The sequence below is a fragment of the Halomonas sp. NCCP-2165 genome (genome assembly GCF_023708045.1).
GTDB classification, from domain to species: Bacteria; Pseudomonadota; Gammaproteobacteria; order Pseudomonadales; family Halomonadaceae; genus Bisbaumannia; species Bisbaumannia pacifica.
The window spans coordinates 49,861-73,047 of record NZ_BRCY01000021.1; the positions used below are offsets into that span (position 1 = coordinate 49,861).

Genomic DNA, 23,187 nt, shown 5'->3' on the forward strand with positions numbered 1-23,187 from the left:
TATCCAGCTGGCTCGTCGGGTGCGCTCGCCTTCGGCTCGTTTACCCGACCTACTGCGCCGCGCGGCTGGCCTGGAGGGTACGAGTCAGCAGGGCGCGCAGGGCGGCGGGACGCACCGGCTTGTGCAGCAGCTGGTAGCCGGCGCGCTTGATGGTTTCGGCGACCTCCTCGGTGCGGTCGGCGGTGATCACGATCCCCGGTACCGCGCCCTGCAGGCGCTCGGCCAGGGCCTCCAGGGCCATCAGGCCGGTGACCTCGTTGTCCAGGTGATAGTCGGCCAGTATCGCGTCCGGGTCCCCGTCCAGGTGGCGCAGGATCGACTTGGCGCCGCCGATGGAGGTGGCGGTGAACACCTCGCAGCCCCAGCCGGAGAGCATCGCCTTCATTCCCTCCAGGATCAGCGTCTCGTTATCGATGCACAGGATGCGGGTGCCGGCCAGCTTGCTGCCGGCGCGCTTGGGGGGGGCCACCTCCTCCTCGGAGCTCACGGCCCCGGCGCCGACCACCGGCACGCTGACCGAGAAGACGGTGCCGATGCCCTCCCAGGAGCGCACCTTGATGGGGTGATCCAGCACCCGGCTCATGCGGTCGGCGATGGACAGCCCCAGCCCCAGCCCCTTCTCGCTCTCCTTGTGGCGGGAGGCCTGATCGAGGCGCCGGAACTCCTGGAAGATCTCGGCCTGCTTGGACTCGGGGATCCCCGGGCCCGAGTCCCAGACCTCGATGCTCAGGCGTTCGCCCTGGCGCCGGCAGCCCAGCAGCACTCGGCCCTGCTGGGTGTAGCGAATGGCATTCGACAGGAAGTTCTGCACGATGCGGCGCAGCATCTGGGCGTCGCTGTCGACCCAGGCCCGGGTCGGCACCACCACCAGATCGAGGCCGCGATCCTCCGCCATCACCTCGAACTCGGCGCGCAGCGGGCGAATGATCTCGGCCAGGGCGAAGTGGCTGCGCCGCGGCGTCAGGGCGCCGGCATCCAGCTTGGAGATATCCAGCAGGGTGCCCAAGAGCTCTTCGGCGGCCTGCAGGGAGTTGTCGATATGACCGATGGTGCGCTTGAGGTCCTCGGCGTCGACCTGCTGGGAGAGCGCCGAGGTGAATAGCCGGGCGGCATTGAGGGGCTGCAGCAGGTCATGGCTGGCGGCGGCCAGGAAGCGGGTCTTGGAGGCGTTGGCATCCTCGGCCACCTGCTTGGCCTGACGCAGGGCCTGCTCCGCCTCGGCGCGCACTCGGTTCTCCTGGCGCAGCGCCGCGTTGGCCTCGGAGAGCGCCTGGGTGCGCTCGCGGACCCGCTCCTCCAGGGTCTCGTTGGTCTCCTTGAGGGCGATCTCCGCCAGGCGCCGCTCGGTGATGTCCTGATAGAGGGCGAAGAAGCCGAGAATGGCGCCGCTATCGCCGAAGTGGGGCGTATAGGTGACCAGCATATAGCGGGTCCCGCCCTCGCCATCGTCCAGGGAAATCTCGAAGCTGACCCGCTCGCCGGCCAGGGTGCGCTCGATCCAGGGGCGTCGCTCGCGGCTGACCTGGGGCGGCATCACCTCGCCCAGGCGCTTGCCGATCACCGCATTGCGATCCACGTCGAAGGCCTGCTCGTAGGCGCGGTTGGTGAAGAGGTAGCGGCACTCCTTGTCGAAGTAGGCGATCAGCGCCGGCACGTTATCCGTATAGATGCGGATATTGCTCTCCGAGCGGATCAGCGCCTCCTCGGTGCGCTTCTGCTGGGTGATGTCCTGATAGGTATAGACGAAGCCGCCGCCGGGCATGGGCGTGCCCTGCACCTCCAGCACGCTGCCGTCCTGACGGTAGCGCACATAGCGGTGGGGCTGGCCCTGGCGAATATTGTCCAGCAGTAGCTCCACGTGCTCTTCCGGGTCGCCGGGACCGTACTCGCCGTTGTGGGCGTTGTAGCGGAAGATCTTGTCCATCGGGGCGCCGACCCGGATCAGGTGATCCGGGAAGCGAAACAGCTCCAGGTAGCGCTGGTTCCACACCACCAGGCGCAGGTTCTGATCCACCACGCTGATGCCCTGGTTGATGTTCTCGATGGTGGCCTGGAGCAGGGCGCGATTGAACTCCAGTACCTGGGAGGCCTCGTCGACGATGGAGATCACGTCGGAGATGCCGATGCCGCGGCCCTGCAGCGCCGAGTTGACGACGATTCGCGCCGAGGAGGCGCCCAGCACCGAGGCCAGGAAGCGCTCGGTGAACTGGATGACGTCGATGGAGGCTCGAGCGCCGTCGTCCAGGGCGCTGCCGTTGCGCCTGGCGTAGTCCTCGAAGGCACGGTGCACCTGATTGGCGCCGAGGAAGCGCTCGCACAGTACCTTGAGGTCGCCCACCGTGGTGGCCCCGGTCCAGGGGCGATTCACCGAGGTCTGGCGGGTCTCGACGCTATCGACGAACAGCGAGGCCTGGATGCGCTCCACCACCCGCTGGGGGGTCATCTGGGAGACGAAGATATAGAAGAAGAGGTTGAGTCCCAGGGACAGCATCACCCCATGGGTGAAGCCGTCGCCGATATTGAGGCCGAACAGCTGGGTGGGCGACAGCCAGGCCACCCCCAGGGGGCCGCCGGCGAGCCAGGCCTGGGGCAGCACCCCGGCGGTGATCAGCGCCGGCAGGAGCAGGGTATAGGCCCAGACCGCGAAGCCGATATTCATGCCGACGATAACGCCCAGGCGGTTGCCCCGCTTCCAGTAGAGGCCCCCCAGCAGGGCCGGGGCGAACTGGGCGGCGGCGGCGAACGACAACATGCCGGTGGAGGCCAGGGAGCTGAATTCGCCGATCAGCTGATAGAAGCCGTAGGCCAGGGCCAGGATCACCAGGATGGTCAGGCGCCGGGCCCGCAGCACCAGGCGGCCATAGTCCCGGGCCTTGGTATCGAACCAGCGCAGCCGGAACAGCGCCGGGATGACGATCTCGTTGGAGATCATGATGGAGACCGCCACCGCGGCGACGATTACCATGCCGGTGGCCGCCGAGAAGCCGCCGATAAAGGTCAGCAGGGTCAGCCAGGCGCTGTCCGCGGCCATGGGCAGCGCCAGCACATAGCTGTCCGGGCGTACCGCGGGGGTCTCGCCGAACAGGGTCAGCCCCGCCGCGGCCAGGGGCAGCACGAAGAAGCCGATGGCCACCAGGTAGAGGGGAAAGAGCCAGCGTGCCTTGGCGGCATCGTCGCGATGGGTGTTCTCCACCACCGCCACATGAAATTGCCGCGGCAGGCAGAAGATCGCCAGCATCGCCAGCAGGGTCTGGGCCCAGAAACTGTGCCCGAAGTCCTGCTCCGCCAGCTGGCGCTGCAGCTCCAACTGGGCATCGGCCTGGGCCAGCAGGCTGCCCAGGCCATCGAACATGCCCCAGGTCACATAGGCGCCGAGCACCAGGAAGGCGCCGAGCTTGACCAGCGACTCGAAGGCGATGGCCTGGATCAGCCCCTCGTGGTGCTCGGTGGCATCGGTATGGCGAGTGCCGAAGAGGATGGCGAAGAGCGCCATCACCACCGCCACATAGAAGCCGGTATCGGCGAACAGCGGCGCCCGGGTCAGGTCCGAGGCCTCGGTGAGCACCTGGAAGGAGGCCGAGACCGCCTTCAGTTGCAGGGCGATATAGGGCAGGGTGCCGATCAGCGCCACCAGGCTGGCGAAGGCCGCCAGGGACTGGGTCTTGCCGTAGCGGGAGGCGATGAAATCGGCGATGGAGGTGACGTTCTGGTGCTTGGCGACACGGATCATCTTGGCCAGCACCGGCCAGAACAGCAGGAAGGTGAGGATGGGCCCGACGAATATACTGGCGAAGGACCAGCCGGAGGTGGCCGCCTCGCCCACGGCGCCATAGAAGGTCCAGGAAGTGCAGTAGATGGCCAGGGCCAAGCTGTAGATCACCGGCCGCCGCCGGCTGGGGCCCTGACGCTTGGCGCGGCGGTCGCCGCGCCAAGCGATGGCGAAGAGCACGGCGATATAGGCGAGTGAAACGGCGATCAGCAGCCAGCCGGAAAACATGGGCTTCCTCCCTCGAGTCTGGCGCCCATTCTAGGGCAAAGCATCGCCGACGGCAGGTGGCGCGCCGGGTGTCGTTACGGCGCCGCTTGGTCGTCGTGGCGGATCGCCCGGCCTAGGGCAAAGCATCGCCGAAGGCAGGGGCACGCCGGGTGTCGTTACGGCGCCGCTTGGTCGTCGTGGCGGATCGCCCGGCCTAGGGCAAAGCATCGCCGAAGGCAGGGGCGCGCCGGGTGTCGTTACGGCGCCACTCGGTCGTCGTGGCAGATCGCCCGATAGAGCGGGGCCTGTTCGCTCAGCCGGCGCATCGCCTCGACCCGCGGGCGGCGGGATTCGCCCTCCAGCGGCAGGGTCTCGCGGGTGGCACAGTTCATCAGCCAGGCCTGATGGCTGACCCGGTCCTGCACCTGCTTCTCGAAGCGATAGAGCAGGAATTCGACGCGCCGCCCCTCGTCTCCCTCCTGGGTCACCAGGCTCTGCGCATCGACCACGCTGAAGGCGGTGGCCATGGGGAAGAGATAGGTCCAGGGGCGCCAGAACATGGTGTCGTGTTCCACCTGTACGACCTGGGCCGTCTCCGGCAACTGGGCGCGCTTGTGATCGAACCAGCGGTACTCGGTATGGACCTGGTAGCCCAGCATGCCCAGGCCGGCGCACACCGGCACCAGCCAGCGGGGCAGCCGCTTGCCGCTGGCCAGGCGCAGCAGCTGGGCGAGGCCCGCGGCCCCGAGGCCGGCGAAGATGGCGGCGATCAAGTGCCAAATCATCGGAGTTCCTTGCGTAAAGCGCTCGGGCTTCCCATGGGAAGCCCGAGCGGTGGGAATCGACTGGCCCGGCATGCCGGGCCAGGGGGCCATTATGGCCCAGAAGGTACCGGGACGTCAGTGACCGGTGGCGACACCCGCGCCCTTGGGATAGCGGACGCTCTCCACCAGGTCCTGGATTTCCTGGGGCGGTTCCGCGGTGGCCCGGGAGACCGTGAAGGCGACCGCGAAGTTGATGATCGCCCCCACCGCGCCGAAGGAGAGCGGCGAGATGCCCAGGATCCAGTTATCCGGGGTGTTGGCCAGCGAGTTGGTGCCGGGGATAAAGAACCAGCCCAGGTAGGTGAAGATATACAGCAGGGTGGCGATCAGGCCCGCCAGCATGCCGGCGACCGCGCCCTTGTTGTTCACCCGCTTGGAGAAGATCCCCATCATCAGCGCCGGGAACAGCGAGGCGCCGGCGATACCGAAGGCCAGGGCCACGGTCTGGGCGGCGAAGCCCGGGGGGTTGAGGCCCAGGTAGGTGGCCAGCAGGATGGCCCCGGCCATGGAGATCCGCGCCGCCAGCATCTCGCCCTTCTCGCTGATATTGGGGTTGATCATGCTGCGGATCAGGTCGTGGCTGATCGCCGAGGAGATGGCCAGCAGCAGGCCCGCGGCGGTGGACAGCGCCGCGGCGATACCGCCGGCGGCGATCAGGCCGATGACCCAGGGCGGCAGGTTGGCGATCTCCGGGTTGGCCAGCACCAGGATATCGTTGTTGACGGTCAGCTCGCTGCCTTCCCAGCCACGTGCCTCGGCGGTGGCGGCGAAGTCGGGGTTGGCGTCGTTATAGAACTGGATGCGGCCGTCGGCGTTCTTGTCCTCGAAGGTGATCAGGCCGGTCTCCTCCCAGGTACGCACCCAGTCGGGACGCTCGGCATAGAGGATCGCCTCGCCGGCGGCGCTCTCGTAGTCCTCCACCTGGCCGGACATTTCCGGATAGACGGTGGTCATCAGGTTGAGGCGTGCCATGGAGCCCACCGCCGGTGCGGTGAGGTAGAGCAGGGCGATAAACACCAGGGCCCAGCCGGCGGACCAGCGGGCATCGGCCACCTTGGGCACGGTGAAGAAGCGGATGATGACGTGGGGCAGGCCCGCGGTACCCACCATCAGCGACAGGGTGAACAGCACCATATTGAGCTTGTTGTCCACGTCGGCGGTGTAGTCGCGGAAGCCCAGGGCATTGACCACCTCGTCGAGTTTGGTCAGCAGCGACACGCCGGACTCGGTGTGGGTGCTGAACATGCCGAACATGGGGATGGGGTTGCCGGTCAGCTGCATGGCGATAAACACCGCCGGGATGGTGTAGGCGATGATCAGCACCACGTACTGGGCCACCTGGGTATAGGTGATGCCCTTCATGCCGCCGAAGACGGCGTAGAGGAAGACGATGGCCGCGGCGATCCAGATGCCCGCGGTGTTGGGCACCTCGAGGAAGCGCGAGAAGGCCACGCCGGCGCCGGTCATCTGACCGATGACATAGGTCACCGAGGCGACGATCAGGCAGATCACCGCCACCAGGCGCGCCGTCTTGCTGTAGAAGCGGTCACCGATAAAGTCTGGCACGGTGAACTTGCCGAACTTGCGCAGATAGGGCGCCAGCAGCATCGCCAGGATGACGTAGCCGCCGGTCCAGCCCATCAGGAAGGTGGAGTTGGCGTAACCGCCGGAGGCCAGCAGGCCGGCCATGGAGATAAAGGAGGCGGCGGACATCCAGTCGGCGGCGGTGGCCATGCCGTTGGTCACCGGATGGACGCCGCCGCCCGCCACATAGAAGTCCTTGGTGGAACCGGCCCTCGCCCAGATGGCGATGCCGATATAGAGGGCGAAGGAGGCCCCCACGAACAGCAGGTTGATGGCAAATTGGCTCATAGTCGGCTTACTCCCCCAGGCCAAACTTCTTGTCGAGTTTGTTCATCTTCCAGGCGTAGAAGAAGATGATGCCGATAAAGGTCAGGATGGATCCCTGCTGGGCGAACCAGAAGCCCAGGTCGGTGCCCCCCACGGGGATACCGGCCAGCAGCGGGCGCAGCAGGATGGCGCAGCCGTAGGAGACCAGGGCCCAGACGACCAGGCAGCCGGTGATCAGGCGAACGTTCGCCGACCAGTAGGCCGAGGCATTGGATTTCTCATCTGCCATAGTGAGGCTCTCCGTTTGTTCTTGGGTTGAAGGAGATCGAGAGTGTTTCGGTGGGTTAGTCGGCCGAAATGTTCCTGATTGATAGTGGTCAAAGGTCGGCAAAAAGGAATCCCAGACTTTGGTATCACGACTTTTTACTTAAGGCCCTCTTATTTAAAAAGGTGTTTTGTTTCAGTCAGTTGTGTGGTTTTTGGTGAGCCTGGTGCCGGGCGGGTGAAGGAAGTATTGGACGATGGTATAGGCGAGTCCCGGGGCTGAAAGGCCAGGACAAAAGTCGATGCCAGGAGACGGCTTGAACCATGGTCTAACGTCGCGATTATGACGATGGTCGAAGGTGCTTTTGCTGACCGTCGAGCTAGGACATTGGTCTAGCAGTTAGTGGGTCGATGGCTTTGCTACTCTGCAAGGACTCACCTCTCGTTCCGAGGCGTCCCATGGTCGATGTCGATCTCTCCCAGCCCCCTTTCACCCTGCTCGACGAGGCGGGGCGAGAGCGCGTGCGAGCCGGCGTCGACCTGGCCTACTTCGACAGGGACGAGGTGATTCTCGATGCGGGACAGCCCGGTGAATACGTCTACCTGATCCACAAGGGCGAGGTGGCGGAACTCGACCCGACCCTGCCCAGCGCCACCTCACGCATCGGTCACTACACCGCCGGCGACCTCTTCGGTGCCATCAGCATTCTCAATGGCAAGAGCCGCTACCGTTTCAAGGCGGAGCAGGAGAGTCTCTGCTATCTGCTGCCCAAGGCGCTGTTTCGCGAGCTCGGCGAGCACTACCCGCCCTTCGCCGAATTCTTTCGTCAGAGCCTCTCCCACAAGGCACGCCTGCTGACCGAGCGGCGCGCCGAGGGGGGCGTGACCATGGCCGGCTTTATGCTGGCGCGCATCGAGGAGTGCATGCGCGAGCCCCTGCGCCTGGGCGGCGAGACCAGCATCGCCGAGGCGGTGGCGGCCCTGAACGAGCGTCGCGCCGACAGCCTGCTGGTGCAGGAGGGCGAGCGCTTCGGCATGTTGACCAAGACCGACCTGCTCAATGCCCTGGTCGAACAGGGGCTGAGCGCCGCCAGCCCGGTGGCGGGCATCGCCCACTTCGCCCTGATCACCGCCACGCCCGGCCAGTACCTCTTCCAGGCCCTGGTGGAAATGACCCGCCACGAGGTGGCGCGAGTGGTGGTGGTCGAGGGGGGGCGGCCGGTGGGGGTGGTGGAGCTCACCGATGTGCTCAGCTATTTCTCCAGCCGCAGCTATGTGGTGAGCCTGCAGGTGGAGCAGGCGGACAGCCTGGAGGAACTGGTGCGGGCCAGCGCCCGGATCCCGGAGCTGGTTCAGGCGCTGATGGCCCAGGGGGTCAAGCTGCGCTTCGCCATGGACCTGCTGGCGGCGTTGAATGGGCGCATCATCAGCAAGGCCTGGACCTTTATGGTGGACGAGCGCTACCGGGCCGATAGCTGCCTGATGGTGATGGGCAGCGAGGGGCGTGGCGAGCAGATCCTCAAGACCGACCAGGACAACGGCCTGATCCTCGCCGATGACCTGGCCTGGCCGGAACTGGGCGAGCAGATGACGGCCTTTACCGAGACCCTGATTCGCCTCGGCTATCCGCCCTGTCCCGGCAACATCATGGTCTCCAACCCGGCCTGGGTGGCCAGCCTCTCGAGCTGGAAGCGGCGCCTGGGGGGCTGGGCCGAGGCCCGGGATGGCGACAGCCTGATGAAGCTGGCCATCCTGCTCGACGCCCATGGAGTGGCCGGCAACCCGGCCCTGCTGGATGCCCTGCGCGACGAACTCTTCGCCCGCTGTTCCCGGGACGAGATCCTGCTCTCCTATTTCGCCCGTACCGCCCTGCGCTTCTCCACGCCGCTGACCCTGTTCGGCTCGCTGAAGAAGCCCCAGCACGGCATCGATATCAAGAAGGGCGGCATCTTCCCCATCGTCCACGGGGTGCGCACCCTGGCCCTGGAGCGGGGCATTCGCCCCACCTCGACCCTGGCGCGCCTGGAGGCGCTGGCCGCGGACGGGCGCCTGGAGGCGCGCTTCGCCGAGGACCTGGGCGAGGCCCTGGCGCTGTTCACCGAGCTGCGCCTCAAGCAACAACTGGCCCGGCTGCATGGCGAGCACGAGGGCGAGGACACCAATCGGGTGGTGGTGCAGCGCCTGTCGTCCCTGGAGCGGGACCTGCTGCGGGAGGCGCTGCATATGGTCAAGGACTTCAAGCAGCGCCTCTCCCAGCGCTATCACCTGGAATATTCATGAGCATAACAAGGACAAGGAAACTGCCATGTTGAGGGCCCTGCGTCGTGTCAGCGACCGCCGCCGCCAGGCGAATGGCGAGTATGGCTGGCTGTTCAACCCCTATACCGGCGACGAGATGGTGGCCATCGACTGCGAGACCACCGGCCTGGATACCCGCCGGGCGGAGCTGGTCTCCCTGGCGGCGGTGCGCCTCAAGGACGACCGGGTGCTGACCAGCCAGTCGCTGGATCTGCGCCTGGCCCGACCCGCCTCGCTCTCCGGCGACTCGATCCGTATCCATCGCCTGCGCGGCATCGACCTGAAGGGGGGCGACACCATCGAGGCGGCCCTGGCCAAGTTCCTCGATTTCGTCGGCAACCGCCCCCTGGTGGGCTGGTGCCTGGAATTCGACCTGGCGATCCTCAATCGCTACCTGCGCGCCCACCTGGGCTTCGAGCTGCCCAATGCTCGAGTCGAGGTCTCCCAGGCCTATGCCAAGGCGCTGCGCCGCAGCCGACCGGAGCTGATTCCCAACCTGCGCTTCGAGGCGGTGGCCGAGGCCCTGGAGGTGCCGGTGATGGGGCGTCATACCGCCCTGGGCGACGCGGTGACCACGGCGCTGATGTATACCCGGGTGCAGCGGGGGCTGATCGGTTAGCGACTCTTTCGGCTACGCAGGCGCCGGATTCGCCAGCGAAGCGACGTCGCTGTGCCGGTTGGCGGCATAGGCAGTCTCGGGGCGGGGTGCTAGAATATCGCCCCATTTTCTCCAACCCCGGTGTGACCATGTCGACCCTGACGGATGCCCGCCCCCACGATGCCGAGCCGGCGTCGGAGGCCGCCACCCTGGCCAAGCAGAAGCGCGAGTTCAACAAGCTGCAGAAGCGGCTGCGTCGCCAGGTGGGCAACGCCATCATCGATTACGGGATGATCCAGGAAGGCGACAAGGTGATGGTCTGCCTGTCCGGTGGCAAGGACAGCTACACCATGCTGGAGATCCTGCGCAACCTGCAGCGCAACGCCCCGGTAAACTTCTCCCTGGTGGCCGTCAACCTGGATCAGAAGCAACCCGGCTTCCCCGAGCATGTGCTGCCGGCGTACCTGGACCAGTTGGGCGTCGACTACCATATCCTCGAGAAGGACACCTACTCGGTGGTCAAGGAGAAGACCCCCGAGGGTAAGACCACCTGTGCGCTCTGCTCGCGGCTGCGGCGCGGTTCCCTCTACGGTTTCGCCGAGGAGATCGGCGCCACCAAGATCGCCCTGGGTCACCACCGCGAGGATATCCTCGAGACCCTCTTCCTCAATATGTTCTTCGGCGGCAGCCTCAAGGCGATGCCCCCCAAGCTGCTCTCCGACGACGGCAAGAATATCGTCATCCGCCCCCTGGCCTACTGCCGGGAGGCGGATATCGCCGAGTTCTCGCGGCTGATGGAGTTTCCCATCATTCCCTGCAACCTCTGCGGCTCCCAGCCCAACCTGCAGCGCCAGGTGGTCAAGGAGATGCTCGCCGAATGGGAGGCCAAGCACCCGGGACGCCTGGAGAACATGTTCAAGGCGGTCACCAATGTGGCGCCCTCCCAGCTGGCCGACCGGGAACTCTTCGACTTCGCCGGCCTGGAGGCGAAGCAGGCCAGGATGCAGGCCGACCGCATCGACCTCTTTCAGGAGCTGTAGCCCCCACGGGCCGCATCCGGCGTTCGAGGCTGGAAGAAACATCGCCCCCATGGCCTTGCCATGGGGGCGATGTCGTTTGGGGGCTATCCCGCTCGCGCATCCGTGAGTTAGAGGCAGCCTTCCCCTTCGGCGAGCTGGGCCAGGGTGTCGAGGTCGAGGATATTGACCTCTCGCCCGGAAACCGCCACCAGGCCCTGGCTCTGGAAGCGCCCCAGGATGCGGCTCACCGTCTCCACCGCCAGGCCCAGGTGGTTGCCGATATCGGCCCGGGACATGGAGAGACGGAAGCTGTAGGCGGAATAGCCACGGCGGCGGAAGCGCTCGGAGAGGCCGGTGAGGAAGCTGGCCAGGCGCTCGTCGGCGGTCTTGCGGGAGAGCAGGCGGATCATGCGGCGATCGTCGCGCATCTCCTTGCTCATGCTGCGGTAGAGCTGAAGACGCAATTCCGGCAGGTCCTCGGCCAGGCTGTTGAGGCGGTCGAAGGGGATCTCGCACACCGTGGTGGTCTCCAGGGCCACCATGCTGCCCGGATAGCTGGATTCGTCGATACCGTCCAGGCCCACCAGCTCGCTGGGCAGGTAGAAGTTGGTCAGTTGCTCTTCGCCGCCGACGCTGGTGACCTGCTTGAGGCTGCCGGAGCGGACCGCGAAGACGCTGGTAAAGGCATCCCCCTGACGGAACAGCGTCTCGCCCTTCTTGAGGGGCGCGCGGCGGCGAATAATCGCATCGAACTGATCCAGGTCCTCCAGCTGCAGCGCCAGGGGAAGGCACAGCGACGCCAGGCTGCAGGTCTGACAGTGCGGCTGCTGCAGACGGGCGCGGCGGCGTTCCAGGGCGGTATGCGGCATGGGTCTCTCCGTGGCGAGGCTACGCCTCTCATTATGGAGAACCTTGGACGGTGGGCAAAGCGGGTTCATCGGTTATCTGGTCACTTCCTGTATCGCACTTTGGCATGATGTCGGCGCCTCCAATCGGAGCACCCTGGGCGGCGGGCAAGACGAGCCTGACGTTCGGCGGTTATCTGGTCACTTCCTGTATCGCACTTTGGCATGATGCCGGCGCCTTACAGCACCCGGGAATAGCGGCCCCCTCCCTGACCGGGGAGATGCGCATCGAAGGCCATGGCCAGGTGGCGGATCAGCAATCGCCCCGCCGCCGTTACCTCCAGGCGCGGGCCGCGGCGGATGATCAGGCCGTCGGCCAGGGCGGGGGCCAGGCGCGCCAGGGCATCGCTCAGGTAGGCCTCGGCGTCCACTCCGAAGGCCTCGCCCAGGGCTCCCAAGTCCAGGGCCATGTCGCACATCACGCGCTCGATGGCGTGACGCCGCAGGCGATCATCGAAGCTCAGTCGCAGTCCCTTGACGGTGGCCAGGTGACCCGCGTCCAGGGCCGCCTCGTAGTCGCCCAGGGCGGTAGGGTTCTGGGCATAGACGTCGTCGACGCGGCTGATGGCGGAGACGCCGAGCCCCACCAGGTCGCTGTCGGCGTGGCTGGAGTAGCCCTGGAAATTGCGCTGCAGGCTGCCCCGGCGCTGGGCCACGGCCAGGCTGTCATCGGGGCGGGCGAAATGATCCATGCCGATATGCACATAGCCGGCGTCCTGGAGGCGCTCGATGGTGTCCTGCAGGATGCCGAGCTTCTCCTCGGCGCCGGGCAGGTCGGCGGCGGCGATGCGCCGCTGGGGGGCGAAGCGTTCCGGCAGATGGGCATAGTTGAAGATGGAGAGCCGTGCCGGGGCCAGCTCGATCACCTGCTCCAGGGTCGCGGCGAAGCTCGCCCGGGTCTGCAACGGCAGGCCATAGATCAGGTCCAGGTTCAGGGAGTGAAAGCCCAGGCGCGCCGCCTCGTCGATCAGGCTCTCGGTCAGCGCCCGGGGCTGGACCCGGTTGATCGCCTTCTGCACCCGGGGATCCAGGTCCTGGACCCCCAGGCTCAGGCGGTTGAAGCCCAGCGCCTGGAGGTGGCGCAGGGTCAGCAGGTCCGCCTCCCGGGGATCGATCTCGATGGCGTAGTCCCGGTCGCGGTCGCCGGAGAGGCCGAAGCGGGCATCCAGGCGATCGATCAGCTCGCTCATCTGATCCAGGGTCAGGAAGGTGGGGGTACCGCCGCCCCAGTGCAGCTGACTGACCGGTCGCGAGGTATCCAGGTGACGGCTGGTCAGCGCCATCTCCCGATCGAGGCGTGCCAGGTAGGGCCGTGCCAGGTCGGTGTTCTTGGTGGCGATCTTGTTGCAGGCGCAGTAGAAGCAGATGCGCCGGCAGAAGGGAATATGCACATAGAGCGACAGCGGGCGTCGCGAGGCATTGCCGCGCTCCAGGGCGGCGGTGAACTCCTCGGGACCGAACTCCGCGAAGGAGAGCGCCGTGGGGTAGGAGGTATAGCGGGGCCCGCTGACGTCATAGCGACGGATCAGCTCGGCGTTCCAGGCCGTGGAGGGCGGTAGTGGATAGGGCAAGGACATGATGGGGCTCTCCGGCCGAAGCGATAGCCCTATGCTAGCGGCTGGGGCCCGGGCCGCCCTTGAGCTGAGTCAAGGGCGCAACGATCAGTGTCAGTGGTTACTCGGTTCGCTGTGCTCGCTCGGCGGAGGGGGGATGGACGCTATGGGCGTCGGCCTGAGGCAGCAGGCCCCACAGCTGCCAGAGGGCGAAGGCGATAATCGACAGCGCCGTCAGGGTGCGGGGTAGTGCAAGAGGGTGACGATCAGTGCGAGTGCTCGCTCGACGCCGGCCCATGGGCGGTATGGGCGTCGGCCTGAGGCAACAGGCTCCACAGCTGCCAGAGGGCGAAGGCGATAATCGACAGCGCCGCCAGGGTTCGGGTGGCCGGATGACGAATCAGGTGGCCCAGGCTGCGCGCCGCCAGCCCCGTGGCCAGCAGGGCCGGCAGGGTGCCGAGGCCGAAGGCCAGCATCAGCAGGGCGCCCTGGAGGGGCTCCCCCGTGGCCAGGCTCCAGGCCAGCATGGAGTAGACCAGGCCGCAGGGCAGCCAGCCCCAGATCGCCCCCAGGGCGGTGGCCTGGGGCAGGCTGACCACCGGCATCAGGCGGCGGCCGAGCGGCTCCAGGTGGCGCCACAGGCGGCGGCCCAGGGCCTCGATGCGCAGCAGCCCCTTCCACCAGTCGGCGATATACAGCGCCATCAGGATCAGCATCAGCGCCGCCAGCCCCTGGAGGGCCAGGCGCAGGCCGGCGTGGGCGGTGCCCACCAGGGTGCCGAGGCCGGCCACCAGGGCCCCGGCCAGCATATAGCTGGCGACGCGCCCCAGGTTATAGCCCAGCAGCAGGCCGCCGAGGCGGGCGGGGGAGCGCATGCTGGGGGGCACGGCGAAGGTCAGGGCGCTCATGATGCCGCCGCACATGCCGATGCAGTGGGCGCCGCCGAGCAGGCCGAAGACGAAGGCCGCCGCCAGCGGTGGCAGGCCCAGGCCGGTGGGATCCATTAGCGGGGCGGCTCCGGGTCGTCGTCGCTGGCCGTCGTTCCCGCCGAACGATCGGTCTCGTCGTCATTCGCGGGCTCGCCCTGGTCCCGCTGCTCCCTGGGCCGGTCGTTCTCGTCCTCGTCGAAGAGGATGCGGTAGGCGGGGCCCTCCAGGTCCTCGAACTGGTCGTTCTTGACCGCCCAGAAGAAGGCCCAGATGGCCAGGCTCAGCAGGATCAGGCTCAGTGGAATCAGCAGGTAGAGGATGCTCATGCGGGCTCCACTCGGGGGGCGGGAGAAGGCGTCGGCGACGCGTCCAGGCGCATGCGGCCCAGGCGCAGGGCGTTGCCCACCACCACCAGGGAACTGGCCGACATGCCCAGGGCGGCGACCCAGGGCGGCACGATGCCGAGGGTGGCGATCGGCAGGGCGGTGACATTGTAGATGACCGACCAGATCAGGTTCTGCCGGATGATGCGGCGGGTCGCCCGGGCGGTGGTGATGGCCTCGGCGATACGCAGCAGGCGTGGGCTCAAGAGTATCGCGTCGGCGCGGGTGCGGGCCAGGTCGGTGGCGCCATTCATGGCGATGGAGACATCGGCACCGGCCAGCACCGGCACGTCGTTGATGCCGTCGCCGATCATCACCACCGTCTCGCCCCGGGCCTGCAGCTCCCGCAGGTGCTCGAGTTTGGTCTCGGGGCCGGCGCCGCCCCGCCAGGTGTCGATGCCCGCCCGGGCGGCCAGCTCGGCCACGGCCTCGGGGCGATCCCCGGAGAGCAGCTCCACCGCCAGCCCCTGGGCGCGCAGGGCGGCGATGGTGGCCACCGCATCCTCGCGCAGGCCGTCATGCAGGGCGAACCACGCCAGGGGCTCGCCGTCGCGGGCCAGCAGCAACCACTGCCCCTCGCCCGGCGCCGCGGGGGCCTGGGGGCTGGCGAAGTCGGAGCTGCCGAGGCGGTAGTGGCGACCCTCGATGGTGCCCTCCAGCCCCTGGCCGGGGTGGCTGGTCACCTCTCGAGCCTGCAGGGTGGCCTCCCGGTCGGGCCGGAAGGCGCGGGCGATGGGGTGCTCGGAGTGAGCCTCCAGGGCCGCCGCCAGGCGTCGGGCGGTGGTCTCGTCGGCGTCGCCCAGGGGGCGAGTCTCGACCAGGCGCATGGCGCCCTGGGTCAGGGTACCGGTCTTGTCGAAGACCACCCGGGTCACCTGGGAGAGTCCCTCCACGGCATCGGCACGGGTCATCAGCACCCCGCGGCGACGCAGCTGGCCGTGGCCGGCGGTCAGCGCCGTGGGGGTGGCCAGGGCCAGGGCGCAGGGGCAGGTCACCACCAGTACCGAGAGGGTGACCCAGAAGGCCCGGTCGGGGTCGATTAGCCACCACGCCACGGCCACCCCCAGGGTGATCAGCAGGGTGGTAAGCACGAAGTGGTGCGCCGCGCGCTGTGCCAGCAGGGCGATCCGCGGTCGGCTGGCGAAGGCGCGGTCGGTGAGATCGACGATGCGTGCCACCCGTGCCGCCTGGCCGGGATGGGTGACCCGTACCACCAGGGGGCTCTCGATATTCTGGCTGCCGCCGGTTACGGTCTCGCCCACGCCGCGGGTCACCGGCTGATATTCGCCGGTGAGCATCGACTCGTCGAGGCTCGACCGGCCCTGTTCGATGATGCCGTCGGCGGGGACGCCGTGGCCCGGCTTGACCAGCACCCGCTCGCCCTCGGCGAGGCGGCTGGCGGGCAGGATGCGCTCGCTGCCATCGGCTTCCAGGCGGATGGCGGAGAGCGGCAGGACGCCGGCGAGCTGGTTGCCGCTGTGGCCGCTGCGGCGGCGGGCGCGGGTCTCCACGTAGCGGCCGAAGAGCAGGAAGAAGGTGAACATGGTCACCGAGTCGAAGTAGACCTCGTCGCTGCCGATGAGCATCGCATAGGCGCTGGCCAGGTAGGCGCCGCCGATGGCGATGGCCACCGATACGTCCATGCCCAGCAAGCGGGTGCGCAGGTCGCGCAGCGCATTGCGGAAGAAGGGCAGCGCCGAGAAGCCCACCACCGGGGTGGCCAGGGCGAAGGAGAGCCAGTGGAAGAGGGCATGGAAGCCGTCGGAGAGCTCCCCGGGGTCACTGATATAGAGGGGCACCGAGAACATCATCACCTGCATCATGGCCACGGCGGCGACGATCAGGCGGCGCACGTTCATGCGTTCCTCGTGGTGCAGGCGGCGCTGGGCCTCGTCGGGTTCGTAGGGCTGGGCGCCGTAGCCGATGGCGGCCAGCTCGGCGAGGATCCGCGATAGCTTGAGGCGTGTCGGGTCCCAGGCCACCCGCAGGCGGTGGTGACTGAGGTTGACGGCGCTCTCCTCCAGGCCCTCCAGGGCATTGAGGCGATGCTCGATCAGCCAGGCGCAGGCGGCGCAGGTGATGCCCTCCACCGACAGGGTGGTGGTCAGCCACTCGCCCTGGGGGTGCACGAAGTCGCGCTGCAACGCCGGATCATCGAAGACGGCCCAGGTCTCGCTGGGGGGTAGCTGGCGCTCGTCGGGACGCTCCGGGAGCTCGGTGCGGAAGCGGTAGTAGCTGGACAGGCCACCCTCGACGATGGCGTGAGCCACCGCCTCGCAGCCGGGGCAGCAGAGGGGCTGGGCCTGCTCATCGATGCGGATGCGCCAGGGGGCCCCCTCGGGCACCCGGCTGCCGCAGTGATAGCAGGCCTCGACGAGGGCGCCCTCGACCTCGGGATGACTCATGGGCGACCTAGCCCTGGGAGAGGCCCGGCGTCAGCACGATCTCCCCCTGCGCCGGGAAGCGGGCCTCGCCGGTCAGGCGCCACTCCGCCGTCTCCTGACCCGCCGGTTGCAGGTGCAGGTACCAGCGGTGCTGCAGCTGGCGCTCGAGTTGCCCCACATAGTGGCCGTCGCGCTGGTGGTGAAGCAGGGCGGTATGGTCGCGATCGTCCTCGGTGGGGAAGATCAGTTCGAGGAGCAGCATCTCGGGACGCGCGTCGCCCTCCAGGGTGACGCTGATATCGCCGCTGAGGTCGTCGACCGCCAACTGAGCCTGCAGGCCCAGGTCGGCGGCGAGCTGCTGCTTGGCGAGCACCATATTGATGGCGCGGCCATGCTTGTAGTAGTCCTCCTGCACCATGCCATCGAAGCTGCGGATGGACATCACCAGGAAGGTGGTGCCCATGGCAAAGGACCAGAGCAGGATGCCGATCAGGAACCAGGGCCAGAACTGCTTGTACCAGGGGGGGATGCTGTGACTACCCACGAGACTATCTCCTGATCTGTCCGATAAAGCGCGTATCGCGCGTCTGTTGTACCGAGTCATCCTCCAGGGACCGCAGGCGAATCTCGATGGGGTGACTGGGTTGGTCGAGGGCCTCGGCATCGGCACGCAGTTCCAGCACCAGGTTGCGACTGCTGTTGGCGTCGATGCGAATCCGCTCGTCACCGACCCGGGTCAGTCCCGCCAGCCCCGCGACGGAGACCCGGTAGGTGTGGGGGCGGTTATCGAGGTTGCGAATCGTCAGGGTATAGAGGTTGCTGACCTGGCCCTCCCGGGTCAGCTGGTAGAGCTGCTGACGGTCGCGTTCGATCTCGAACTCCAGGGGGATGCGGCCGGCCAGGGCCCAGATCAGCAGGCCGATCATCACCCCCAGGGCGGCCAGATACCCGAGCAGGCGGGGACGCAGCAGATGGGTCTTGCCGCCGGCCAGCTGGTGCTCGGTGGTGTAGCGCACCAGCCCGCGGGGATAGCCCATCTTGTCCATGACGCTGTCGCAGGCGTCGATGCAGGCGGCACAGGTGATGCACTCGTACTGCAGGCCATCGCGGATATCGATGCCGGTGGGGCAGACCTGCACGCAGAGATCGCAGTCGATGCAGTCGCCATGCCCGGCCTCCCGGGCCTGCTCATGGCTGAGGCCGCGCTTGCGGGCACCGCGGGGCTCACCCCGGGCCGCATCATAGGAGACCACCAGGGTGTCGCTGTCGAACATCACCGACTGGAAGCGGGCATAGGGGCACATATAGAGGCACACCTGCTCGCGTAGCCAGCCGGCATTGAGGTAGGTGAAGACGGTGAAGAAACCGATCCAGAACAGCGCCCAGCCGCCCACGCTGAGGGCGAGGAAGTCGCCGACGAGTTCGCGGATCGGGGTGAAGTAGCCGACGAAGGTGGCCCCGGTGGCGAAGGCGATGGCCAGCCAGGCGACATGCTTGGCGGTCTTGCGCCATAGCTTGTCGAGGCTCCAGGGGGCCTTGTCGAGCTTGATGCGGCGATTGCGCGGCCCCTCCAGGCGGTGCTCCAGCCAGATATAGAGGAAGGTCCAGACGCTCTGCGGGCAGGTGTAGCCGCACCACACCCGGCCGGCGAAGACGGTGATCAGGAACAGGCCGAAGGCGCAGATGATCAGGATCCACGACAGCAGCATGAACTCCTGGGGATAGAAGGTGCCGCCGAAGATATGGAACTCCCGGGAGGGGAGGTCGAACCAGATGGCCGGGCGATCGCCCCAGGTCACCCAGGGCATGCCGAAGAACAGCGCCATCAGGGCCCAGTTGGCAGCGCGTCGCAGGCGCTGGAAGAGGCCCTTGATCTCGCGCACATAGATATGCCGGCGCTTGGCGTACATCTCCTGTTGCACGGCCTGGGCGGGGTCGTGCTGGCCGACCCCGGACGGGGTGACATCGCGTGCAGGTATCCGGTCTGACATGGGCTTACCACAGCTGGGGCGCGGAGCGCCGAAAGAGAAGAGTCACCGCAGTAGTGTAATCGACCCAGGAGAGGGAGATGAGCGGGTGCGACGGCCGACCGCACCCGCTCGAGGGGGCTTAGTTGCTCAGGCTGTAGACGTAGGCGGCCACCAGGTGCACCTTGTCCTCGCCGATATAGGCGGCCTGGGCCGGCATATGGCCGTTACGACCATTGCGCAGGGTCTGGCGTACCGCATCGGCGACGCTCTGCCCCGGCGCCAGGTAGAGCCAGGTGTCATCGGTCAGGTTGGGCGCCCCGAGGGCGGTGTTGCCGGTACCGCTGGGGCCGTGGCAGGCCGCACAGCTGGCGGTGAACACCGACTGACCGTGCTCGGCGCGCTCGGCGTCGTGTTCCAGGCCGGAGAGCGACAGCACGTGCTGGGTCAGGTTCTCGATGTTCTCCTCGCCCAGTTGCTGCCAGGAGGGCATCAGGCCGTTACGCCCGTTGGAGATGGTATGCACGATATTCTCCGGCTCGCCCCCGTAGAGCCAGTCGTCATCGGTCAGGTTGGGGAAGCCGTAACCGCCCTGGGCATTGGAGCCGTGGCAGATAGCGCAGTTGTTGAGGAAGATGCGCTCGGCGACCCGCATGGCGTCGCCATCCTGGGCCAGCTCGGGAATCGGCACCTCTTCGTACTGGGCGAAGATCGGCGCGTAACGCTCCTCGGCTCGGGCCATCTCGCGTTCCCACTGATTCACCTGGTTCCAGCCCAGGATGCCCTGGAAGTTGCCCAGCCCCGGGTAGAGTACCAGGTAACCCAGCGAGAAGATCACGGTACCGACGAAGAGCATGAACCACCAGCGCGGCAGGGGGTTGTCATACTCCTCGATACCGTCGGCGGCATGGCCGGTGGTGGATACGTTACCCTCGGCATCCGGTTGCTTGTCGGTCTTGCGGTTAGCGAACAGCACCCAGGCACTGAAGGCGATGGTGCCGAGGGTGATGACGATGATCCAGGCACTCCAGAAGCCGGAGAGGGAGTCGTCCCAAAGGTTGCTCATCTGTTCTTGTCTCCCCTGTCGTGTCGGGAATCGGCCTCGTTCCTCGAGGCCTGGTCACGGTTTGGCATCTCATCATCATCGGCGAAGGGCAAGTTGGCGGCTTCGTCGAAGTCCTTCTTGCGGCGCCTGGAGTAGGCCCAGGCCACGATGCCGAGAAAGGCGATCAGGATCAGCAGGGCGGTGATACCTCGAAAGGTCCCCATATCCATGATCAGCGAGTACCTTCGATCACGGTGCCGAGCTGTTGCAGGTAGGCGACCAGGGCGGTGATCTCCTGCTCCCCACGCACCTCGCGGCCGGCGCCCTCGATCTGCTCGTCGGTATAAGGCACGCCCATGCTCTGCAGGGCACGCATCTTGCGCTCGGTGGACTGGCCGTCGAGGGTGTTCTCGAACAGCCAGGGATAGGCCGGCATGATCGACTCGGGCACGACATCACGCGGGTTGTAGAGGTGCGCCCGGTGCCAGTCGTCGCTGTAGCGGCCACCGACGCGGGCCAGGTCCGGGCCGGTCCGCTTGGAGCCCCACAGGAAGGGGTGATCGTAGACGAATTCGCCGGCCACGCTGTAGTGGCCATAGCGCTCGGTCTCGGCGCGGAAGGGGCGAATCATCTGCGAGTGACAGCCCACGCAGCCCTCGCGGATATAGATGTCGCGCCCTTCCAGCTCCAGGGGGGAGAGGGGCTCGAGCCCCTCCACCGCCTGGGTGGTGTCCTTCTGGAAGAACAGCGGCACGATCTCGGCCAGGCCGCCGAAGCTGATCACCACCAGGATCAGGACCGACAACAGGCCAACGTTCTTTTCGACAATCTCGTGTTTCATCGGTGTCTCGTTCTCCGTTGGCTCAGGCGGCTTGCGGGATGGCGCCGCGCTCTTCGCTGCGCTTGACGGTCATGTAGACGTTGTAGGCCATGATCAGCATGCCGGTGACCCAGAACAGGCCGCCCACCCAGCGTACGATGTAGCCCGGACCGCTGGCCTCGACGGCCTCGATAAAGGTGTACATCAGGGTGCCGTCGGGGTTGACCGCACGCCACATCAGGCCCTGCAGGATGCCGTTGACCCACATGGCGGCGATATACAGCACGGTGCCGATGGTGGAGAGCCAGAAGTGCACGGCGATCAGCTTCACGGAGTGCATCTCGGTGTCGCCGAACAGGCGCGGGATCAGGTGATACATGGAGCCGATGGAGATCATCGCCACCCAGCCCAGGGCGCCGGCGTGGACGTGACCGATGGTCCAGTCGGTGTAGTGGGAGAGGGCGTTGACGGTCTTCACCGCCATCATCGGCCCTTCGAAGGTGGACATGCCGTAGAAGGAGAGGGCCACCACCAGGAAGCGCAGGGTCGGGTCGGTGCGCAGCTTATGCCAGGCCCCGGAGAGGGTCATCATGCCGTTGATCATGCCGCCCCAGGAGGGGGCCAGCAGGATGATCGACATCACCATGCCCACGGACTGCGCCCAGTCGGGCAGGGCGGTGTAGTGCAGGTGGTGCGCACCGGCCCACATGTAGGTGGTGATCAGCGCCCAGAAGTGCACGATGGACAGACGATAGGAGTAGATCGGACGCTCGGCCTGCTTGGGCACGAAGTAGTACATCATGCCGAGGAAGCCGGCGGTCAGGAAGAAGCCCACCGCGTTGTGGCCCCACCACCACTGCACCATGGCGTCGATGGCACCCGGGTAGATGGAGTAGGAGTTGAAGGCTTCCACCGGAATCGCCAGGTTATTGACGATATGCAGCACCGCGATGGTGAGGATAAAGGCCGCATAGAACCAGTTGGCCACATAGATATGCGACGTCTTGCGCTGCTTGATGGTGCCCAGGAAGACGATGGCATAGCTGACCCAGACCACGGCGATCAGGATATTGATCGGCCACTCCAGCTCGGCGTATTCCTTGGAGGTGGTGAAGCCCATCGGCAGGGTGATGATCGCCGAGACGATGACCGCCTGCCAGCCCCAGAAGGTGAAGGCCGCCAGCTTGTCGGAGATCAGTCGCGTCTGGCAGGTGCGCTGGACCACGTAGTAGGAGGTGGCCATCAGCGCTGAGCCGCCGAAGGCGAAGATCACGGCGTTGGTGTGCAGGGGGCGCAGGCGGCCGAAGCTCGTCCACGGCAGTCCAAGGTTCAGTTCGGGCCAGACCAATTGTGCGGCGAGGATGACACCCAGGCTCATGCCTACGATGCCCCATACCACAGTCATGATCGCGAACTGCCGAACTACCTTGTAATTGTAGGTCGGGTGTTCAAATGCTGTGCTCATGTCAGGTTCCCATCGAACGCGGTGTAGGGGAGACGTCCCGGGTGCCAAGTGTGCCCGAGCGCGACCGCCCGCATGATGATACAGGTCAAGATTCCGGGCGCCGATTCTAGCTCAGCCGGCAGGCAAGCTAAATATGCAAAAATGGCGTATGACCAAATAACGCCCAGAAGGGGTCGCAATGACGATGGCGGAGGCAACGTCGCTTCGACTCAGCGTAGACGAGCTGATCGAGGCCTTGCAGGAGGAGGTTTCCGGGCACTGCGAGGTGGCGGGTATCGGGCCCCTGTGGATCGCGGGCAGGCCCCGCCGCGGGCGCCTGCTGCTGGCCCACGGCGCCGGTGCCGGCCAGGATTCCGCCTTTATGGCGGGACTGCGCCAGGCGCTGGCCGCGGCGGGGATTCAGGCCCTGGGGATCGAGTTCGAGTATATGCGGCGGATGCGCGCCGAGGGACGCCGTCGACCGCCGCCGCGGGTGGAAAAACTGGTGGAGGAGCTGCGCCCCTGGTGCGACATCGTGTCACGCCTGGCGGGGCCGCCCTGCTGGCTGGGGGGCAAATCCATGGGCGGGCGCGTGGCGAGCCTGCTGGCCGCCCGGGAGGCGGTCCCCGGCCTGGTGCTGTGCGGCTATCCCTTCCATCCCCCCGGCAAGCCCGAGAAGACCCGCCTGGCCCACTGGCCGGACCTGCGCTGCCCGACCCTGGTGCTGCAGGGGGCGCGGGACCCCTTCGGTACCCGAGCCGAGGTGGAAGGCTATGACCTGCCCGATCGCGCCGACGTTCATTTCCTGGACGATGGCGACCATGACTGGAAGCCGCGCAAGGCATCGGGGCTGACCCAGGCGGCGCTGATCGAGGCGGCGGCACTGACCATCGCCACCAGGCTCGATGGCCGGGCGGCGGGGCGTTC

The 23,187-nt window shown here is 66.8% G+C and carries 19 protein-coding genes; 4 read left to right on the forward strand and 15 right to left on the reverse strand.

Annotation, left to right across the window (positions count from 1 at the left end):
• Positions 1-49: 49 nt before the first annotated feature.
• From NFU04_RS11795 to NFU04_RS11810, 4 genes are all read right to left on the reverse strand, one after another.
• Positions 50-3,997: a hybrid sensor histidine kinase/response regulator gene (locus NFU04_RS11795; protein WP_251309621.1), complete on the reverse strand. Its 3,948-nt coding sequence runs from the start codon at positions 3,995-3,997 to the stop codon at positions 50-52.
• Positions 3,998-4,233: 236 nt separating this feature from the next.
• Positions 4,234-4,761, reverse strand: a complete 528-nt coding sequence (locus NFU04_RS11800; protein WP_251309622.1) for a hypothetical protein — start codon at positions 4,759-4,761, stop codon at positions 4,234-4,236.
• Positions 4,762-4,875: 114 nt separating this feature from the next.
• Positions 4,876-6,672 carry a sodium:solute symporter family protein gene (locus NFU04_RS11805; RefSeq protein WP_251309623.1) on the reverse strand — a complete coding sequence of 599 codons (1,797 nt, stop codon included), beginning with the start codon at positions 6,670-6,672 and terminating at the stop codon, positions 4,876-4,878.
• Between the two features lie 7 nt (positions 6,673-6,679).
• Positions 6,680-6,940 carry a DUF4212 domain-containing protein gene (locus NFU04_RS11810; protein ID WP_251309624.1) on the reverse strand — a complete coding sequence of 87 codons (261 nt, stop codon included), beginning with the start codon at positions 6,938-6,940 and terminating at the stop codon, positions 6,680-6,682.
• A gap of 434 nt (positions 6,941-7,374) precedes the next feature.
• On the opposite strand from NFU04_RS11810, the gene NFU04_RS11815 reads away from it, so the two are divergent.
• The 3 genes from NFU04_RS11815 (at position 7,375) to ttcA (ending at position 10,851) form a co-directional block, all read left to right on the forward strand.
• Positions 7,375-9,195, forward strand: coding sequence for a putative nucleotidyltransferase substrate binding domain-containing protein (locus tag NFU04_RS11815; RefSeq protein ID WP_251309625.1), 1,821 nt, complete (start codon positions 7,375-7,377; stop codon positions 9,193-9,195).
• 25 nt (positions 9,196-9,220) lie between these two features.
• Positions 9,221-9,832: a 3'-5' exonuclease gene (locus NFU04_RS11820; protein WP_251309626.1), complete on the forward strand. Its 612-nt coding sequence runs from the start codon at positions 9,221-9,223 to the stop codon at positions 9,830-9,832.
• Between the two features lie 128 nt (positions 9,833-9,960).
• Complete coding sequence (gene ttcA, locus NFU04_RS11825) at positions 9,961-10,851, forward strand: tRNA 2-thiocytidine(32) synthetase TtcA (protein ID WP_244945963.1); 891 nt, start codon at positions 9,961-9,963, stop codon at positions 10,849-10,851.
• A 107-nt stretch (positions 10,852-10,958) separates the two neighbouring features.
• On the opposite strand, the gene fnr is transcribed toward ttcA, so the two are convergent.
• The 11 genes from fnr to ccoN form a co-directional block, all read right to left on the reverse strand.
• Positions 10,959-11,699 (reverse strand): fumarate/nitrate reduction transcriptional regulator Fnr, encoded by a 741-nt coding sequence (gene fnr, locus NFU04_RS11830; protein WP_251309627.1) that lies wholly within the window; start codon positions 11,697-11,699, stop codon positions 10,959-10,961.
• Between the two features lie 215 nt (positions 11,700-11,914).
• Positions 11,915-13,312: an oxygen-independent coproporphyrinogen III oxidase gene (gene hemN, locus NFU04_RS11835; RefSeq protein ID WP_251309628.1), complete on the reverse strand. Its 1,398-nt coding sequence runs from the start codon at positions 13,310-13,312 to the stop codon at positions 11,915-11,917.
• 242 nt (positions 13,313-13,554) lie between these two features.
• Positions 13,555-14,292 carry a sulfite exporter TauE/SafE family protein gene (locus NFU04_RS11840; RefSeq protein WP_251309629.1) on the reverse strand — a complete coding sequence of 246 codons (738 nt, stop codon included), beginning with the start codon at positions 14,290-14,292 and terminating at the stop codon, positions 13,555-13,557.
• Entirely contained in the window at positions 14,292-14,543 is a 252-nt protein-coding gene (ccoS, locus tag NFU04_RS11845; RefSeq protein WP_251309630.1) for a cbb3-type cytochrome oxidase assembly protein CcoS, read from the reverse strand. Before ccoS ends, NFU04_RS11840 begins: the two co-directional genes overlap by 1 nt.
• Complete coding sequence (locus NFU04_RS11850; RefSeq protein ID WP_251309631.1) at positions 14,540-17,005, reverse strand: heavy metal translocating P-type ATPase; 2,466 nt, start codon at positions 17,003-17,005, stop codon at positions 14,540-14,542. The genes ccoS and NFU04_RS11850 overlap by 4 nt, the downstream gene beginning before the upstream one ends.
• A 7-nt stretch (positions 17,006-17,012) precedes the next feature.
• Complete coding sequence (locus tag NFU04_RS11855) at positions 17,013-17,528, reverse strand: FixH family protein (RefSeq protein ID WP_251309632.1); 516 nt, start codon at positions 17,526-17,528, stop codon at positions 17,013-17,015.
• A 4-nt stretch (positions 17,529-17,532) separates the two neighbouring features.
• Positions 17,533-18,975 carry a cytochrome c oxidase accessory protein CcoG gene (ccoG, locus tag NFU04_RS11860; protein WP_251309633.1) on the reverse strand — a complete coding sequence of 481 codons (1,443 nt, stop codon included), beginning with the start codon at positions 18,973-18,975 and terminating at the stop codon, positions 17,533-17,535.
• A gap of 118 nt (positions 18,976-19,093) precedes the next feature.
• On the reverse strand, positions 19,094-20,017 hold the full coding sequence (ccoP, locus tag NFU04_RS11865; RefSeq protein WP_251309634.1) for a cytochrome-c oxidase, cbb3-type subunit III: 924 nt from the start codon (positions 20,015-20,017) through the stop codon (positions 19,094-19,096).
• A complete protein-coding gene (locus NFU04_RS11870) occupies positions 20,014-20,226 on the reverse strand; it encodes a cbb3-type cytochrome oxidase subunit 3 (RefSeq protein ID WP_146804208.1) in 213 nt (70 codons plus the stop codon). Before NFU04_RS11870 ends, ccoP begins: the two co-directional genes overlap by 4 nt.
• A gap of 2 nt (positions 20,227-20,228) precedes the next feature.
• The gene (gene ccoO / locus NFU04_RS11875; RefSeq protein WP_146804209.1) at positions 20,229-20,837 is read right to left on the reverse strand and encodes a cytochrome-c oxidase, cbb3-type subunit II; all 609 of its coding nucleotides are present in this window, start codon (positions 20,835-20,837) and stop codon (positions 20,229-20,231) included.
• A 22-nt stretch (positions 20,838-20,859) separates the two neighbouring features.
• On the reverse strand, positions 20,860-22,281 hold the full coding sequence (gene ccoN, locus NFU04_RS11880; protein WP_251309635.1) for a cytochrome-c oxidase, cbb3-type subunit I: 1,422 nt from the start codon (positions 22,279-22,281) through the stop codon (positions 20,860-20,862).
• A gap of 178 nt (positions 22,282-22,459) precedes the next feature.
• On the opposite strand from ccoN, the gene NFU04_RS11885 reads away from it, so the two are divergent.
• A partial coding sequence (locus NFU04_RS11885; RefSeq protein ID WP_251309636.1) for an alpha/beta family hydrolase occupies positions 22,460-23,187 on the forward strand: 728 nt, incomplete at its 3' end.